This window comes from Kitasatospora sp. YST-16 (assembly GCF_026802215.1).
In the GTDB taxonomy this organism is placed as follows: Bacteria; Actinomycetota; Actinomycetes; order Streptomycetales; family Streptomycetaceae; genus Kitasatospora; species Kitasatospora cineracea.
Map to the genome: position 1 here is coordinate 7040759 of NZ_CP113837.1, position 16476 is coordinate 7057234.

17 protein-coding genes and 1 pseudogene are annotated in these 16476 nt (G+C 73.8%); 10 read left to right on the plus strand and 8 right to left on the minus strand.

All coding sequences use genetic code 11. The annotated features are described in order from the left end of the window. Nucleotides 1-74: 74 nt before the first annotated feature. Nucleotides 75-611: an AAA family ATPase gene (locus tag OU787_RS31725; RefSeq protein WP_268661412.1), complete on the plus strand. Its 537-nt coding sequence runs from the start codon at nucleotides 75-77 to the stop codon at nucleotides 609-611. Between the two features lie 12 nt (nucleotides 612-623). Next, the gene (locus tag OU787_RS31730) at nucleotides 624-1031 is read left to right on the plus strand and encodes a hypothetical protein (RefSeq protein WP_268661413.1); all 408 of its coding nucleotides are present in this window, start codon (nucleotides 624-626) and stop codon (nucleotides 1029-1031) included. Between the two features lie 75 nt (nucleotides 1032-1106). On the opposite strand, the gene dmpI is transcribed toward OU787_RS31730, so the two are convergent. The 3 genes from dmpI to OU787_RS31745 all read right to left on the minus strand — a co-directional run bounded on the left by dmpI (nucleotide 1107) and on the right by OU787_RS31745 (nucleotide 3379). Beyond that, complete coding sequence (gene dmpI, locus OU787_RS31735) at nucleotides 1107-1289, minus strand: 4-oxalocrotonate tautomerase DmpI (RefSeq protein WP_268661414.1); 183 nt, start codon at nucleotides 1287-1289, stop codon at nucleotides 1107-1109. A 102-nt stretch (nucleotides 1290-1391) separates the two neighbouring features. Continuing rightward, nucleotides 1392-2381 (minus strand): LysR family transcriptional regulator, encoded by a 990-nt coding sequence (locus OU787_RS31740; RefSeq protein ID WP_268661415.1) that lies wholly within the window; start codon nucleotides 2379-2381, stop codon nucleotides 1392-1394. A 431-nt stretch (nucleotides 2382-2812) separates the two neighbouring features. Further along, nucleotides 2813-3379: an SMI1/KNR4 family protein gene (locus OU787_RS31745; RefSeq protein WP_268661416.1), complete on the minus strand. Its 567-nt coding sequence runs from the start codon at nucleotides 3377-3379 to the stop codon at nucleotides 2813-2815. A 33-nt stretch (nucleotides 3380-3412) separates the two neighbouring features. Between OU787_RS31745 and OU787_RS31750 the strand changes: the two are divergent. Then, nucleotides 3413-3638 (plus strand): annotated as a pseudogene (locus OU787_RS31750) (epimerase); the annotation flags it as partial. A gap of 577 nt (nucleotides 3639-4215) precedes the next feature. Here OU787_RS31750 and OU787_RS31755 read toward each other — a convergent pair. Continuing rightward, nucleotides 4216-4878: a TetR/AcrR family transcriptional regulator gene (locus OU787_RS31755; RefSeq protein ID WP_327059439.1), complete on the minus strand. Its 663-nt coding sequence runs from the start codon at nucleotides 4876-4878 to the stop codon at nucleotides 4216-4218. Between the two features lie 142 nt (nucleotides 4879-5020). Between OU787_RS31755 and OU787_RS31760 the strand changes: the two genes are divergently transcribed. Continuing rightward, on the plus strand, nucleotides 5021-6004 hold the full coding sequence (locus tag OU787_RS31760) for an LLM class flavin-dependent oxidoreductase (RefSeq protein WP_268661417.1): 984 nt from the start codon (nucleotides 5021-5023) through the stop codon (nucleotides 6002-6004). Between the two features lie 39 nt (nucleotides 6005-6043). Here OU787_RS31760 and OU787_RS31765 read toward each other — a convergent pair whose 3' ends face one another. Further along, complete coding sequence (locus tag OU787_RS31765) at nucleotides 6044-6703, minus strand: NADPH-dependent F420 reductase (protein ID WP_268661418.1); 660 nt, start codon at nucleotides 6701-6703, stop codon at nucleotides 6044-6046. 99 nt (nucleotides 6704-6802) lie between these two features. On the opposite strand from OU787_RS31765, the gene OU787_RS31770 reads away from it, so the two are divergent. From OU787_RS31770 to OU787_RS31780, 3 genes are all read left to right on the plus strand, one after another. Continuing rightward, nucleotides 6803-7177, plus strand: coding sequence for a winged helix-turn-helix transcriptional regulator (locus OU787_RS31770; protein ID WP_268661419.1), 375 nt, complete (start codon nucleotides 6803-6805; stop codon nucleotides 7175-7177). Nucleotides 7178-7751: 574 nt separating this feature from the next. Further along, a complete protein-coding gene (locus OU787_RS31775; protein ID WP_268661420.1) occupies nucleotides 7752-8747 on the plus strand; it encodes a hypothetical protein in 996 nt (331 codons plus the stop codon). Next, a complete protein-coding gene (locus OU787_RS31780; protein WP_268661421.1) occupies nucleotides 8744-9703 on the plus strand; it encodes a hypothetical protein in 960 nt (319 codons plus the stop codon). Before OU787_RS31775 ends, OU787_RS31780 begins: the two co-directional genes overlap by 4 nt. 87 nt (nucleotides 9704-9790) lie before the next feature. On the opposite strand, the gene OU787_RS31785 is transcribed toward OU787_RS31780, so the two are convergent. From OU787_RS31785 to OU787_RS31795, 3 genes are all read right to left on the minus strand, one after another. Continuing rightward, complete coding sequence (locus OU787_RS31785) at nucleotides 9791-10690, minus strand: hypothetical protein (protein WP_268661422.1); 900 nt, start codon at nucleotides 10688-10690, stop codon at nucleotides 9791-9793. 149 nt (nucleotides 10691-10839) lie between these two features. Beyond that, the gene (locus OU787_RS31790) at nucleotides 10840-12201 is read right to left on the minus strand and encodes a hypothetical protein (RefSeq protein ID WP_268661423.1); all 1362 of its coding nucleotides are present in this window, start codon (nucleotides 12199-12201) and stop codon (nucleotides 10840-10842) included. Then, nucleotides 12195-13103 carry a hypothetical protein gene (locus OU787_RS31795; RefSeq protein WP_268661424.1) on the minus strand — a complete coding sequence of 303 codons (909 nt, stop codon included), beginning with the start codon at nucleotides 13101-13103 and terminating at the stop codon, nucleotides 12195-12197. The genes OU787_RS31790 and OU787_RS31795 overlap by 7 nt, the downstream gene beginning before the upstream one ends. 370 nt (nucleotides 13104-13473) lie before the next feature. Between OU787_RS31795 and OU787_RS31800 the strand changes: the two genes are divergently transcribed. The 3 genes from OU787_RS31800 (at nucleotide 13474) to OU787_RS31810 (ending at nucleotide 16358) form a co-directional block, all read left to right on the plus strand. Continuing rightward, nucleotides 13474-13755 (plus strand): hypothetical protein, encoded by a 282-nt coding sequence (locus tag OU787_RS31800; RefSeq protein ID WP_268661425.1) that lies wholly within the window; start codon nucleotides 13474-13476, stop codon nucleotides 13753-13755. A gap of 86 nt (nucleotides 13756-13841) precedes the next feature. Next, entirely contained in the window at nucleotides 13842-15086 is a 1245-nt protein-coding gene (locus OU787_RS31805) for an RCC1 domain-containing protein (protein WP_051817544.1), read from the plus strand. A 30-nt stretch (nucleotides 15087-15116) separates the two neighbouring features. Next, entirely contained in the window at nucleotides 15117-16358 is a 1242-nt protein-coding gene (locus OU787_RS31810) for an RCC1 domain-containing protein (protein ID WP_268661426.1), read from the plus strand. Nucleotides 16359-16476 lie beyond the last annotated feature (118 nt).

Genomic DNA, 16476 nt, shown 5'->3' on the forward strand with positions numbered 1-16476 from the left:
CGGTCGGGCGGGCACGAGTCGGTACCGGGGAAACCCCGAGCACGACCGCCCGCCTGCGCGTTAGCCTCGCCCGCATGGAAGAAGTGGGCCTTCTACCGCACCTGGACGGGACGGAACGCGGCCTCGTCGTGATGATGTGCGGCCTGCCCGGCTCGGGCAAGAGCACCTACGCGCAGGCCCTCGAACGCCGCGGCTACACCCGGCTGTCGATCGACGAGGTGGTGTGGGCGCGCACCGGGCGCGACGGGGCCGACCTCGACCCGACGGAGTACGAGCGACTCAAGTCCGCCATCGAGCAGGAGCTGTGGGAGGAGCTGATCCGCCTGCTGGAGGCGAAGCTGCCGACCGTCATCGACTACAGCTTCTGGAGCCGGGCCACCCGGGACCGGTACAAGGCCGCGATCGAGAGCCACGGATGCCGATGGGAGCTGATCCGGCTCAAGGCCGATCTTGCGACCCTGCGACGCCGGCTGGCCGACCGCAACCGGCGGGACGACGCGAACAGCGTCACCGTCTCCGACGAACTGCTGGAACGCTACTTCGCCGACTTCGAGGAGCCCGTCGGCGAGGGCGAGTGCGTCATCGTCCAGGAACGGTTCCCCGGGAGGTGAGGAGTGGTGCGGGTGGTGCGGGTGGTGCCGGAACTGCCGGAGGGACCGTGGTGGGAGTGGGACGTGCTGCCCGCGCAGCCGGGGCTGTTCGTGCTGGGTGCGGACTTCGACCTGTCGTACCACCACGGGCTCGAACTGCGCTTCTACGAACCGGTGTTCGTCCAGTGCCCGGAGTATTTCATGGACCCGGTGTTCCGGGAGGCGACGGCGGCCGAGGTGGAACGGGTGGCCGAGGTGGCTGGGGGGCTGCCGGAGGTGCTGGTCGCGTTCGAGTGTGATGCGGGTGGGGCGGGTCCGGAGACCGGGCTGATCGCTGCCCGGCGGCTGGAGACCGTTACCGGGGTGGTCTTCCGGTACTGGCGCGAGCAGGTGGAGCCGGGCCAGCGGCGGGCGCCCTGGGTGCGGCCGCCGGGGGAGTGAGGCGGTGCGGTGCGGTGCGGCCGTCCCGGGCGGGCGCGGGTGCTCGGACACCGCGCGCCGCCCGGGGCGGTGGTGCTACCGGTCGGCGGTGAGCTTGCCGGCCTTGCCCCAGTTCTCGGCCGGGTACTCCTGGATCCACACCAGCACGCTCTCGGCCGGGCACTCGAGGGTCTCCACGAAGGCCGTGGTGATCCGCTCGACCAGCTCGCGCTTCTGCTCGACCTGGCGCGGGCCCTGCTGAATGGTGACGATCGGCATCTTCGACTCCTGGTGATCCGTTCTGCGGGCCGGTCCTTCCGGCCGACACCAGTCCACCGGATCCGGCCGTCCGCACCCAGACCCGATTCGCTCTCGCAGCGATCACGAATCCTGATCGTTGCTGGTGGGGGTGGGGGTGGTGGTGAGGGAAGGGGCGGGGGCGAGGGTGGCGGGGTTGCGGCAGGTGGCGAGGAGCAGCCGGGGCAGCGGGGCGGAGCGTCGGACGGCGAGCGACATCGGAAGGGTCAGCGGGGTGCGGGACGGGCGGAAGGCGATCCGGCGGGTGTTGGTCATCCGGGCATTGGCGGCGTACACCACCGTCCACATCGGGGCGCCGGTGCCGATCGAGGCGAGAGTGTTCTGCAGGGTGCTGTGCGGCGGGCCGAGCAGCGGCCGAAAACCGGCCTCCACGCAGGCCGCCGTCACCAGGTCGACCAGGGTCGGGTGGTTGCGGCGCTCGGTCAGCAGCAGGGGCAAGGTGGCGAGGTCGGCGAGGTCGACCTCGGGACGGTCGGCGAGCGGGTGCCCGGCGGGCAGGGCGATCACCAACTCGTCCTGCCAGAGCGGGAGGTAGCGCAGGTCCGGGGCCTGGTCCTGGGCTTGGTCCGGGTTCCGGTCCTGGGTCTGGTCCTGGGTCTGGTCCTGGTTCGGGACGGTGCCGCGGACGAACGCGGCGTCGAGCCGCCCGTCCGCGAGGCGGGTCAGCCGCTCCCGGACGGGGAGCGAGTCGAGCTCGACGCGCACGGTCGGGGCCTGTCGGCGGTAGGCGTCCAGGATGTCGTCCAGCCGCTCTCCGAGGCCGGTGACGGTGCCGAGCCGCAACACGGTCGGCGCGGCCAGGTCGGCGGCGAGGGCGCGGGCCGCGTCCTCAGCCGCCAGCACGTTCCGGGCCGCCGGCAGGAAACGCTCGCCCGCCGGGGTCAGCCGCACGTGGCGCGGCGAGCGGTCGAACAGCTCGACCCTCAACTCCCGCTCCAGCCGCCGCACTTGCTGGCTCACGGCGGGCTGGCCGAGCAGCAGCCGTTCGGCGGCGCGTCCGAAGTGCAACTCCTCCGCGACGGCGACGAAGCAGTGCAACTGCCGTAGCTCCATCCGGTCTCCCCGGTCGACATCTCGATATTCCGGCCTTGTTGCCGACGGGACCATGCTCGCAGTCGGGCGGGAGGGTGTGTGTGGGAGGGGGCTTTGTTGCCGAGGGTGGGGGTGGGGGCGGGCCTTGTTGCCGATGGGGCCATGTTTGCAGTCGGGCGGGAGGGAGTGCGTGGAGGGGGAGGGGGCTTTGTTGCCGAGGGTGGGCGGGGTGGGGCGGGAAGGGGCGGGCCCGGTTGCCGGCGGGGCCATGTTTGCAGTCAGGGGAGGGGATGCGGGAGGGGCCTTGTTGTCGGCGCTGGGTGGGGAGGGCGGGGGCGAGAGGGGCCTGGTCGCCGACGAGGCCATGCTCGCGTCGGGGGCCTTGTTGTCGGTGCTGGGTGGGAAGGGGGTGGGCTCTGCCGCTGAGGTGGCCGTGTTCGCGGCAGGGGGTGTCAGGCGTCCGCGTCGAACCAGGGGCGGCCGGTGTGCCAGTGGGTGACCCAGGCGGTGAAGCCGGTGGGGGCGGTGGTGTGGCCGAAATCGGTGCCGAAGGGGGTGGCGCCGACGTCGGCGACGAACCAGATGTGGCCGCGGTGGGGGCCGGTGACGATCAGGTGCCAGTACATGCCGCAGCCGTCGGTGCCGAGGACGATCGAGCCGTCGTTGCAGACCTGTTCGACCAGGGTGTCGAGTTCTTCTTCGGGGGTCTCCTCGTCGCTCTCCCAGTTCCAGGCGGCGGTGAGCGGGAAGGGGCGGGAGAGTTCGCGGGCGGGGCGGTCGGCGCCCCAGTCGGAGGGGAGGGCGGCGAGTCCGATCAGGCCGTAGTCGGGCGGGCCGCTGCGGGAGCCGTCGGCGATCTCGGCGACGAAGGTGCGGTAGGGCTCGGGCAGTACGACGCCGTGCCGGGCCTCGAAGGCGTGCACGGCGGGCCAGCCGAGGGGGTCGGCGACGCCGTCGAGGTCGGCGAAGGTGCGGCGGAGGGCGGCGAGTTCGGCCGGGTCCGGCTGTTCGGTGTCCACCGGCACAGGGATAGCAGACGGGGCGGACAGGGTGGGCGGACGGTCGGTTGCCGCTGCACGTCGGAGAACCTCCGCCAGATGATGGACGCCCGGGTCGACTCGGCCCGGGAGGTCGGCGAGGCGATCGCCGCCGCGGCGCGTCCGCCCCGGGTCTGGCTGCAGATGAGCACGGCGACGGTGTACGCGCACCGCTTCGACGCCCCGAACGACGAGGCGACCGGCCTGGTCGGCGGCAGCGAATCGGGCGTCCCCGATTCCCGCACTGCGCGGACGCCGCCCGCGAACTGGTGGCCCGCCGCAGGGCCTGACCGGGGCCGGGGGGATGTCGGACGGCTTTGTCAGGATGGGGACATGGGCGCGGAACGGCAGCAGCGGACGGGTGTGGGCGGGGACGTCTCCGCGGAGTTGGCGGCGTGCCTGCGGGAGGCCGTCGGGGACACCCCGGGGGTGCTGGGCGGGTGCGTGTGCGAGGAGTGCGGCGGGCGGGTGTTCACCGTCTGGGTGGACGACACCCAGGGCTGCGCCGGGCGGGAGTGCGTGCGCTGCGAGGGGCGGGCCTTCCTCGCGGACAGTGCCGAGGTCTGGCAGGAGGCCGATCCCGGGATGGCCGAATGCCCTTGCGGTGGCGACGAGTTCGAGGCGGCGGTGGCCTTCACGCTGACGGCCGAGGGGGCGGTCCGCTGGGTGACGGTGGGGCTGCGCTGCGACCGGGACGGCGCGACCGGGGTCTACACCGACTGGAAGATCGACTACGCCCCGGCGGACCACCTGCTGCGCGCCCTGTGACGGCCGGGGCGGAGACGGTGGCCGAGGCGTGGCGGAGGGGGCGGGTGCGGTCAGCGGGCTGGATGCGGTGAGGTGGCGGGGTGCGGTGAGCTGGCAGGGGGCAGCGGGGCGGGGTGGATGCCGGTCAGTGCGAGGCTGATCAGGCGGCGGGTCGCGGCGGGGCCGTCCGGGTCGTTCTCGGTGGCGGTGGCGATGGCGCTGACCAGGGTGAGGAGCGGGGCGATCGTCAGGTCCGGGCGGACGGCGCCGGCCGAGGTGGCGCGGGCGAGGAGGCGGTGGCCGGTGCCGGTGATCAGCGCGTGGCAGGTGGCGCCGAACTCCGGGTCGGCGGCCGGGTCCGTCCGGGCGCCGCGCAGCAGGGAGGCGCCGAGGCCGCGGTTGGTCACCGCGTGGGTGCCGAGGGCGTGCAGCCAGTCGGTGAGCGCGGCGGCGGGGGGCCGGGTGGCGGCGAGTTCGTCGGCCTGCGCGCACAGCGCGGCGACCCGCTGCCGGAAGACCGCTTCCAGCAGGGACTGCCGGGACGGGAAGTGCCGGTGCAGCGTCGCCGAGCCGACCCCGGCGACCCGGGCCACCTCCTCCAGGGAGACCTCCGCGCCCTGTTCGGCCACCAGGAGCTCCGCGATCGCCACGATCCGCTCGTAGTTGCGGCGGGCGTCCGCGCGCATCGGCCGGGACGGCGGGAGCGGCGGGGTGGCGGGACGGTTCTGGGGCACCGGAACTCCTGACGGCTTGTCAACCGGGGTGGTCCTCCATATCGTAGCGTCCGTCAAATGGGGGCCCACCCCGGTTGGTGCGGATGGGCTGCCCGAGGGCCGAGCGCGCGGCACGTGCACACGTGCCGGACAGGGGGATGCCGTGAGCCGGACGGATGCGGCGGGGGAGCCGGGGCGGACGGGGCCGACGGGGCTGCCGCCGCTCGGACGGGTCGGGGTCTGGGCGGGCGGTGCGGACGGGTGGCCGATCGTAGAGCTGCGCCGGGCGGCCGCCGCCGCCGAACGGCTGGGCTACGGCACCCTGTGGTTCGGGGAAGCCCACGGGCGGGAGGCGATGGCGCAGGCCGCGCTGCTGCTGGCCGCGAGCGGGCGGATCACCGTCGCCTGCGGGATGGCCGACGTCTACGCCCGCGACGCGGTGACGACGGCGGCCGGGGCCCGGACGCTCGACGAAGCCTTCCCCGGGCGCTTCCTGACCACGCTCTGGGAGAGCCACCCCAGCCTGGCCCGGGACGTGCGCGGCCACACCCACCGCCCCGCCGCCGAGACGCTCCGGGCCTACCTGGCGGCCCTCGACGCGGCGCCGTTCGGACCGCCCGGCAGCCCGGGGACGCGCGTGCCCCGGCTGGTGTCGGCGCTGGAGCGGGACGTACTGGAGACGGCCGCCCACGGCGCCGACGGCGCGCTGGTGTTCGGCCTGCCGGTCGAGCACACCCGCGAAGCACGCCGACTCCTCGGTCCCGAACGGCTGTTGGCCGTCGTCCAACTGTGCGTGCTGGGCCCGGACCGGGCGGCCACCGGAGCGGCGGCCGCCCAACTGGCCGCCGCCGCGATGCCCAACCGGCGCGAACTGCTCCGCCGGTCCGGCCACCGCGAACTCGACCCGCCGGGCCCGGAGACCGTAGACGCCCTGGTGGCCCACGGCGACGCCGGGACGCTCGCGGCCCGGGTCCGCGCCCACTGGGCGGCCGGTGCGGACCACGTCGCACTGCACGTCATCACCCCGGACGGGCTGGATGGGACGGGCGGGGTGAGTGGGACGGACGGGGCGCCGGTCGGGGCCTGGGCGGAGTTGGGCGCGGAGTTGGGGACGGGGACGGGGGTGGGCGCGGGGACGGGTGGTTGACGCGGGCGGGTTCGGTCGGCGGCCGGGGGCCGTGGCGGGTCAGGTGGCGGACGGGGCGGGTCCGAAGGCGTGGGTGAGCGGGGGCGTGATCGCCTGGACGTCCGCGCCCGTGTCGACCCACAGGCCGATGAAGAGGGCGGCGGTGGCCTCCAGCAGGGCGGCCCGGTCGAGGGGGCCGGCCGGGGCCGGGGTGCAGCCCAGGTCGGCGACCAGGGTGGAGACCCGGGCCAGGGCCGCGGGGTCGTCGCCGCACAGCGGGACGGCGAGGGGGCGGCCGTCGAAGACCGGCGGGTACATCCGCCAGACGTCCTGGTGGCACAGGTTGAACGCCTTCACCACCCGGGCCTCCGGCGCGGCGGCGGCCAACTGCTCGGCGGCGGACGGGCCGTGGCCGGTCAGCAGGCGGAAGCCCGGGCCCACCGGGTTGGTGCAGTCGATCAGGGTCCGGCCCGCGAGCGGTCCGGCGAGCGTGCGGACGACCTCCGTGCTCGGGCCGAACGGCAGGGCCACCAGCACGACTTCGGCGTCCGCCACCGCCGCGCGCAGGTCGCCGGCCCGGGCCCCGCCGCCGATCCGGTCGGCCGCGCGGCGGGCCGCCGCCAGGTCGCGGCCGCCGACGGTGAGGCGGTGCCCGGCCCGGGCCCAGTGGGTGCCCAGTGCGTCCGCCATGTTGCCCGTGCCCAGAATGCCGATCCGCATCGACTGACTCCCGTTCGTTCCAAGCCTGTTGGTGGTGACTTCGTGAGGGTGAGGGCCTCGGATGCGAGCCTAGGGAGGCCATCGGGCACCATTCGGTACGTGAACGCCGATCCGCTGCTCGCCGACTGCCGGGCCCGCCTCGCCTTCGACCTGCTCTCCAACACCTGGAACGCCGTCGTGCTCTGGTCGCTGCGCGAGGGCCCGTTCCGGCCCGTCGAACTGCGCGGGCGGATCGGCGGGATCAGCTCCAAGGTGCTCACCGAGACGCTGCGCCGCCTCCAGTACAACGGCCTGGTCGACCGCCGCCCGCCGGGCCCCGGCCGTTCGGGCGTGGCCTACGGGCTCACCGCGCTGGGCCGCACCCTGCTGCCCGCCATCGACGCCTTCGGCGCGTGGGCCTTCGAACACGGCGACGAGGTGATGGCCGCGCAGGAGGCGGCGGAGCGGGCCGAGGAGGCCGGTGGGGCGGCGTAGCGGGCGGGCAGACCTGGAACTGAGCGGCATTCCGGCGGACGCCGTCCGGGAGGAACTCGGCTACGGCGGACGGGAGTTCGATCGGATCCTGGGGGTGGCCGGGGTGGCCGGGGCGGCCGGGGCGGCCGGGGCGGCTCCGGCGAGTGTGTGGCGGGTGCGCGACCGCCCGGAGGGCCTGGTGCGGGAGGCCGGCCGCGCACCCGTGCCCCGTACAGCGTGCTCGCCGAGCGGGTCCGGGCGGCGGCCGAGCGCTGGTTCGTGCTGCCGGAGCGGGCCCCGGGGCGGGGCCGACCGGCCGTCGGCGGACGCGTCCTGACGTCCCACCGGGTGACGTGCCATCGAATGGCGCACCTGCGACGACGACCGTTCGCCCGCGATCCGCCGTTCGCGGAGGATGGGCGCGGGGGGTCGTCCGCGGGCCCGGTGCCCGCCCGGGCGGCTCGGTCACGGGGGTCGTCGACGAGTGAGGAGCACGTCCGTGGTTGGTTCCGCACGCCCGCGAACGGTCACGCGAACGGTCAGGTGGATAAGTGGACATGCGGCCCTGCTGCCCGGGGCCGCACTGACCGGGCTGGTGGTCCTGGGCGGCCTGGTGCCGTTGGCCGCCCCCGCCGCGGCCGCCGAGGCCGCCGAGGGCAGCGAGGCGGTGAGCACCGGGACGGCCGGGAACGCCGGGAGTGCCCCTGCTCCGGCCGCGGCTCCCGCGGCCGGGACGCCGGGAGCGGCGCTGCTGCCGCCGATGCCCGCGGCCGAGGCGTACGACGGCGACACCAGGTTGGCCTCGACCGAGGAGGTCGCCTCGCAGTGCGACCGGCCCGGCAGTTGCACGTTCCGGGTGACGGACCGGATCGTCGGGCTGTTCGGCAGCGCCGTCGCCTCGGTCGGCAACGCGGCGATCAACTGCACCGGCGACGACATGGAGATCGACCGCAGCCTGACGGTGGCCAGCAGCAGCACCGACAACATCAGCGGCTCGATCTCCGGCAAGGCCACCGTCACCGGCAGCATCGACACCACGGTGACCGCCGCCGCGCAGGGCAGCCTGGCGACGGACACCACCAACGGCACCGTCCAGTACGGGCCGAACAAGGACAAGGGCCCCACCACCCAGGACAAGTTCCAGAACACCACGGGCGTCACCGGCACCGTGGCCGGTTCCAACGCGCTCCACCTGGGGGCCAAGGCCAGCTTCGAACTCGCCTTCCAGGCGTCCTACGCCAAGCAGTGGCAGGCCACCGTGAAGGAGACCACCCGGGTGGTGTTCACCGTCTCGGCCAACGACGAGATCCAGTTCGGCGCCGTCAACGCCGTCACCCGGGTGGTCGGCATCCTGACGGTCGACCACACCGGACGGTTCATCAAGAACGTGGTGGTGGACAGCCCGTCCATCGCCACCGGCAGCTCCATCGTCGCGCAGACCTTCGCCCGGCCGGACGTCTGCCTGTCGCTGCGCCCGCCGGGCCGGTCGGTGGCGAAACCGGGCCTGCTGGAGGTGGCGCCGCAGCCGCCGGGACAGGTGCCGGACGCGGTGTACGCGCGGACCCCCGAGGGCACCTGGAGCAAGCGGTGAAGCGGGGCGCGGCGCTGGCCGTCGCGCTGCTGACGCTGGGCGGGACGGCAGCCGGGCCGGCGTTCGCGGACGGAGCGGCGTTCGCGGGCGGGGCGGCGCCGGTCCAGCCGGCCGCCGAGGAGCTGGTGGCGCAGGCCTTCGACGGCGACACCCCGCTGCCGGACGTCGCGGCCGTGGTGCGCAGTTGCGGGCAGGAGCACAGCTGCAGCTTCCGGTTCATCCCCGGGCTGACCGCGGAGCGGACCGCCGCCGTGGTCTCGGTCGGCAACAGCGTCATCAACTGCACCAACAAGAAGATCACCGTGTACCGGACGGTGGTGCTGGAGTCGAGCGCCACCGACAACCTGGCGGGCGAGATCTCCGGCTCGGCCACCGTCGAGGGCACGATCGACAACACCACCAACGTGTCCGGCACGGTGGCGGGCTCCGACAAGACCGAGAACTCGCACACCGACACCACCGCGCCCAAGGACAAGGGCCCCAACACCGACACCACCACCGGTACCACCACCACCGTCAGCGGCAGCGCCACCGGCTCCGCCCAGCTCAAGCTCACCGCCACCGCGGCCTTCCAACTCGCCTTCAAGGCCGCCTACTCGCACGAGTGGAAGCGCACCAACACCGAGAGCACCCAGGTGAAGTTCCAGGTCGGCACCGGCCAGGAACTGCAGTTCGGCATGCTCAGCGCGATGACCCGGACGGTCGGCGTGCTGTCGCTCGACGGCACCGGGACGACGGTCAGGAACATCGTGGTGACCAGCCCGTCCAGCTCCAACATCAGCACCGTGGTCGCCCAGACCTTCAACGCCAAGGACTACTGCCTGACCCTGCAACCCAAGCGCGCCGTCCCCGGAGCGGAGGTCGGGGTCTTCGAGGGTGCCCCGCATCGGAGCGGTGAACAGCCGCTGGAGCAGTACGAGTTGACTGATCGTCAGGAGTGGGTGCGGACGGACTGACCGATCCGCCCGGACAGCGGGCCCGGGCCCGTACGGTGACCATCCGTACGGGCCCGGCGTCGTGCCGCCCCGGGGCGGAGGGGTGGTTCAGCAGTACCACCAGGTGCCGGGGGCGAGGACGGTGTCGCCGGGCTGCAGGCTCCCGTGGTGCAGGTCGGCGACCTGGCAGAGCGGGCCGAGGGCCGTGTTGGGGTCCTGGTCGCGCGGGGTGTTGGTGAACTCGTCGAGGGCCTGGGTCTGTTGGGCGATTCCGGCGTTCTCCTTCTCGCCCTTGCCCGCGACGCCCTCCAGGCACTGGCGGCTGGTGGCCGGGCAGTCCTTGATCTTCTCCTTGTTGCCCGCGTCGGTGGTGCAGGCCGGGCTGCTCGCCCCGTCGCCCGCGCACGGGTCGGCGGCGCCGGGGGTGGGGGCCTTGGCGGGCGGCGGGGTCTGGGCGGCCTGGACGTTGGTGATCAGCTCGCCGCAGCCGGGGTTGTTGGTGATGGTGCTGGTGAAGGTGATCTGCGGGGAGTCCTCGGGGGCGGTGAAGGAGTAGGTGCGGCCGAGGTACCAGTCGGCCTTCGCGGCGGGGGCCTTGGTGGCGAAGCTGCCGGGGGCGTCGGCGGCGCCCGTGACGGTCACCGTGTAGGAGCGCGGGCCGGAACCGGACGCGGCGCAGGAGTCGGGGTTGTCGTCCCAGCTGAGGGTGACGCCCGCACCGGCCCGGACGCCGCGCAGCCGGGTGCTGAGCGAGACCGCCTTGCCGTCCCAGCCCAGGGTGGCGGCCTGCAGCCCCTTCGGGTGGGCGGCCCGGGAGGTGGAGGCGACGCCGGTGGGGCCGGCCCAGCCGTCGACGCCGTAGGTCCAGTCGCCGGACTGCACGGTCGGGGAGGAGAACGTCGCGTTCTCCACCGCCACCGGATCGGTGTTCGCCGCCCCGGCCGGCCAGGGGGCGGCGAGGACGAGGGCGGTACCGAGCGGGAGGGCCAACAGGCGGGTGGGCGGCACGGGTTGCTCCTGGAGGTCGGTGAACAGGGCTTCGGCCGCCCGGTGTTGCGGGTACCGGGCGGCCGATCGGCTTGCGGGGGAAGGGGTTGTGCGGGCTCGGGGGGCTCAGGGGATCAGAGGGCTCAGGGGACTCAGGGGGCTCAGGGGGCTCAGGGGGTGAGCGGGACGGTGCGGGTGGCCAGGCCGGCCGGCGGGGCGTCCAGTGCGGTCAGGCGCTTGTCCGGGCCGGCCGTGTTGTCGGGGGTGTCGGCCGTCGGGCGGTCGGCGCCGCAGCGCTTCAGCTCGACCTCGGTGAGCGGGCCAGTGCGCTGGTAGTAGCGGTCCGGCAGCGAGGTCGCCGGGACGTCGAAGGCGGCGTCCAGCCGGTAGTTGTTGCGGGAGTTGGTGAACGAGCCGGTCACCCGCTCGCGGGCCGGCTGCACCTCGATCCAGCTCACCTCGCCGGGCTGGATCACCGGGTTCATCGGCTTGCTGGTGGTCCGCGACCAGGTCAGCGGGTTGCTGGTGGACACCGCCGCCGCGTTCCCGCCCGCCACGCTGAAGCCCGCCTCGACCTGACTGGCCACGTTGGGGCGGCTCTTGGCCAGCTCGGAGCGGCTGGGCAGCAGCGGGGCGCCCTTCAGCGCGTAGTACTGGGTGAGGCTGTCGTACGGCGGCTCGGTGACCTCCAGCTTGCGGTCGTCGGTGATCGCGTTGCGGGTGCAGTTCAGGTACACCTCGCCGACGATCCGGGTCTGCCCGTAGTACTGGTACGAGTAGCCCTTGTCGACCGTGAAGGTGCAGGTGGTCGGCGAGCCCTCGCAGTCGTCCACCGCCACGCCCGGCTCCAGCGGGTCGTTGCCCCGGTACGCCTTCGGAGGCGGCAGCTGCTCCTTGCGGACCTTCTTGTCGACGGGCGCGGGCGTCTGCCGGGCGGCCACGTTGGTGATCAGCGGGCCGCAGGACATTGCCCCGGCGGGCTCCGCCGACTCGAAGGACACCATCGGGTTGTCCTCGGTCGTGGTGAACGGGAAGGCCCGCCCCGCCGTCCAGTTGGCGGTGCCGACGGTGTCGCTGCCCTTGGTGGTGACCTGCGGGTCGGGCGCGGGCCCGTCGGTGATCAGCGCGACGTTGTACGTCTGGCCGTCCTTGACCTGCTCCGGCTTGCAGCCCCTGTACGTGCTGGGGCTGTCGTCCCAGGTGAGGGTGACGGTGGAGCCCTTCTTGACGCCCCAGAGCCGGGTGCGCAGGGTCAGCGGCGCGCCGTTCCAGTTCAGCGAGGCCGCCTGGTAGCCCCGCGGGTGCTGGGCCAGGCCCTTGCCGAACACCACGCCGTTGCCGTCGGGCGACCAGCCGGCGTGCCCGGCCTGGGTGCCGTTGTCGGGCGCTACCGGATCGGCGAAGGTGCCGTTCGGGACGGTGGCGTCGACGGTGTCGGCGGCGTGTGCGGCGGGTGGCGGGGCGGTCAGGGCGAGGGCGGACGCGAGCAGCACCGAACCGGCGGCGCAAGGCAGTTGACGGAGCATCAGCACGGACCCCATTGGCTCGGCGGGACGACCACGGACGAGGGCGGGAGGCCGTCGGTGAGGGCGTTGGACAGCGGGCACAGGCCCTGGGCGGCGGCGTCCGGGCTCTGGTCGCGCGGGACGGCCCCGAAGTCCTGCACGGCACCGGTCTGTTGGGCGATGCCGTCGTTGGTCTGCTTGCCGTCCCCGGCGACGCCGCTCAGGCAGTCCCGGCTGGTGGCCGGGCACTTGGCGATCTCCTCCTTGGCGCCGCCGACGTCCTTGCACTGGGAGCCGTTCGCCGCGTCGCCCGCGCACGGGTCGGTGGCGGCCTTCGGCGGGGCCGTCGGGGCGGTCTGCTTGGCGGACACATTGGTGATCGACGGCTGGCAGCTCGGGGTGGCGTTGGAGGCGTCGAAGGAGAAGGTGACCTTCGGGGAGTCCTCGGCCGCGGTGAAGGAGTAGGACCGGCCGACGAACCAGTTCGCCCGGCCGGTGGGCTCGTTGGTGGCGAACGCGCCCGGCTGGTTGGCGCCGCCCGCGACCGAGACCGTGTAGCTGCGCCGGGCGACGCCCTTGCCCACGCAGGTGTCGGGGTTGTCGTCCCAGGTGAGGGTGACCGTGGCGCCCGCGCGGACGGCGCGCAGCCGGGTGCTGAGCGGTTCGGCCGAGCCGGGGGCGGCGAGGAAAGCGGCCTGGTAGCCCTGCGGGTGGTTGGCCCGGGCGGCGGAGAGCAGGCCGGGGCCGTCCCAGCCGTCGATGGTGAGGTACGCCCAGTCCTTGCCGGACGGGACCTGCGGGGAGACGAAGGTGCCGTTGACCACGACGGCCGGCTCGGTGTCCTCCGCGCTCGCCGGAGCCGGGACGGCCAGCGCGGCGGCGCTACTGAGGGTGATGGCCAGGAGTCTGGCCGGTGAGGTCCGGAGCAACGGGTTCCTCCCTGAACTCGGCGACGGGGCCGATCGGTTGATGTCTGATCAGGACGGCTGACGATCAAGATCCCTGGCCATGCTGGGCGGGGCGACTACGCACCGCAACCGAGAGCGGACCGAACGGGGGGTGTGCGAAGGACGGGCTGGGCCGTTGGCATGGAAAGCGGTTCCGGGCCGCACGAAGCCGGTGACGGTGGGTTAGGTATCCGGCGATCGGATCATCATTTCGACTCCGAGCCCGACTCCGGTTTCGACCTCGACCTCGACTTCGACTTCGACTTCGACCGGGGTCGGGCTGCCACCGTGCACCCCTCGCGCCGTGCCGCGCCGTGCCGTGCCGCGCCCCGACCGTGACCACGAGGCCCCGATGACACCCCACACCCGAAGCGCCGCCCTGCTCGCGGCCGCCGCCCCCTGCCTGCTCGCCGCGCTGCTGGCCGCACCGCCGGCCGCCGCGTCGGACGCCGCGCTGAACGGTCGTCCAGCGGCGAGCGGCGGCGCGTACGGCCGTACGTACGGCGATGCGTACGGCGGATCGCACGCCGCGCACCGGCCGGTCGACAAGACCTACCCCGTCCAGCCCCCGCCCGGACGGCTCGCCCAGGGCGAGCCCGTCCGGCGCGCGCTTCCCGGCGCGTCCGCCCCCTGACGCCGTTGACGTCCCGTCAGGCCGCGTCCCGTCTGCCCTGTCCGCCCAGCTCGTCCCGCCCGTCCACGTCCACGGAGGAACCACCGATGCACCGCAAGCTGCGCCAGCTGCCCGCCGTCACCCTGCCCGCGATGGTGGCCGGCCTGACCCTGGTGTGCACCACCGCCCTGCCGGCCGGTACCGCGTCCGCCTACGACCTGCGGCTGCGTGCCTGGGGCAACAACGCCAGCGGGCAGCTCGGCGACGGCACCGCCAAGACCCAGCGGCTCACCCCCGTCTCGGTGGTCGGCATGGCCGGGGCCGAACTCAACGGCATCTCCGCCGGCGGCACCACCAGCGGCGCCACCGTCACCGGTTTCGCGCTCGCGCTGCTCGCCAACGGCACCGTCGAAGCCTGGGGCAAGAACGACAAGGGCCAGCTCGGCAACGGCGTCACCAGCGCCACCGAGGACGCGGCGGTGCCCGGCCTGGTCGCCGGACTGACCGGCGTCGAAGCCGTCGCGGCCGGCGGTTCGCACGCCCTCGCCCTGCTCAAGGACGGCACCGTCAAGGCGTGGGGCGCCAACGACAAGGGCCAGCTCGGCGACGGCACCGCCACCAACACCAACCTGCCCGTCACCGTCGCCGGGCTCTCCGACGTCAAGGCCATCGCCGCCGGGGACGCCTTCAGCATGGCGCTGCTCAAGGACGGCACCGTCAAGACCTGGGGCCTCAACGACAAGGGCCAGCTCGGCGTCACCCCGGTGCCCGTCAGCTCCACCGCGCCCGTCCCCGCGCCCACCCCCGGCACCCGCAACACCGCGATGACCATCCCCGGCCTGACCACCGTCAAGGGCATCGCCGCCGGCGCCAACCACGCCCTCGCGCTGCTCGCCGACGGCCACGTCTACGCCTGGGGCCTCAACGACAAGGGCCAGCTCGGCGACGACAGCACCGTCAACAAGCCCTACCCCGTGCCCGTTCAGGAACTGACCGACGTCGTCGCGCTGGCCGGCGGCGCCACCCACAGCCTCGCCCTGCTCCAGGACCACACGCTGCGCGCCTGGGGCGCCAACGACAAGGGGCAGATCGGCGACGGCACCACCACCCAGCGCAACACCAGCGTGCCCGTCCCCGGCGTGTCCGGCGTCGAGGCGATCGCCGCCGGCTCCGCGCACAACCTGGCCGTGCTCGCCGACGGCACCGTGCAGGCCTGGGGCCTCAACGACAAGGGCCAGCTCGGCGACGGCACCACCACCCAGCGCAACACCCCCGTCCAGGTGCTCGCCAAGTCCGGCAGCGTCTCCCTGATCTCCGCGCCGAGCAACGGCAACTTCAGCCTCGCGCGCTGACCCCAACCACCTTTCGAGGAAAGGCACTTCATGACGTCCACGCAGACTGCCACCGCCGGCCGCTCCCGCCTGCGGCCGGTGCTCGCCGCCGGGCTGGCCGCGTTCACCGCCTTCAGCCTGGCCGCCGTGCCCGCCGGGACCGCGCACGCGCAGGAGAAGCGGCTCAAGGCCTGGGGCAACAACCGCTCCGGGCAGCTCGGCGACGGCACCTGGACCGACTTCCGCACCACCTCCACCACCGTGCTCGGCCTCACCAGCGCCGAAGTCGACAAGATCGCCGCCGGTGGTGGCGGCTCCACCACCGGGCACGGGCTGGCGCTGCTCAAGGACCGCACCGTGATGTCCTGGGGCGCCAACGGCTCCGGGCAGCTCGGCGACGGCAGCGTGTTCAGCCACAACGCGCCCGGCCAGGTCGTCAACCTCTCCAACGCCCGCGATGTCGCCGCCGGCGGCTGGCACAGCCTCGCGCTGCTCGACGACCAGACCGTGGTCGCCTGGGGCCGCAACAACTACGGGCAGCTCGGCAACGGCACCAACGCCGACAGCAGCGTCCCGGTCCGGGTCGAGGGCCTCAACAAGGTGGTGGCGATCGCCGCCGGGCTCAACCACAGCCTCGCCCTGCGCGAGGACGGCACCGTCTGGGCCTGGGGCTACAACATCAACGGGCAGCTCGGCGACGGTACTTCGGCCAGCCGCAACGTGCCCGCCCCGGTCGGCGGACTCACCGGCGTCACCAAGATCGCGGCCGGCTGCAACCACAACCTGGCCCTGGTCGGACCGCCCAGCGGCGGCACCAGGCCCACCAGCGGCAACGCCGTCAAGGCGTGGGGCTACAACGCGACCGGGCAGCTCGGCGACAACAGCACCATCAACCGGTACACGCCCGTCGACACCCAGGGCATCTGGCTCGGCGGCGTCTCGCAGATCGCCGCGGGCTGCAACCACAGCCTGGCCGTCACCGACAGCGACAACAAGCTCAAGGGCTGGGGCCAGAACACCTCCGGCCAGGTCGGCGACGGCACCACCGACTACCGGATCACCCCCGTCCCGGTGCCCGGCATCAAGGGCGTACAGCTCGTCGCCGGCGGCCGCGAGCACACCATCGTGCTGCTCGGCGACAACACCGTCCGCTCCTGGGGCGCCAACGGCTCCGGCCAGCTCGGCAACGGCACCACCACCGAGAGCAGCACCCCGGTCACCACACTGACCGCGCTGACCGGCGTCGACAAGATCGCCGCCCCGGTGGGCGGGGACTTCAGCCTCGCCAACTGAGCGCAGGGGGAGGGCAGTAGGGAGGGGCGGGGGAACGAGGGGCCCGGGCAGTAGGTACTGCGCTCGGGCCCCTCGGGCTGCGGCGGGACGTTACGGGTGTTACGGGCGATACGGGAGC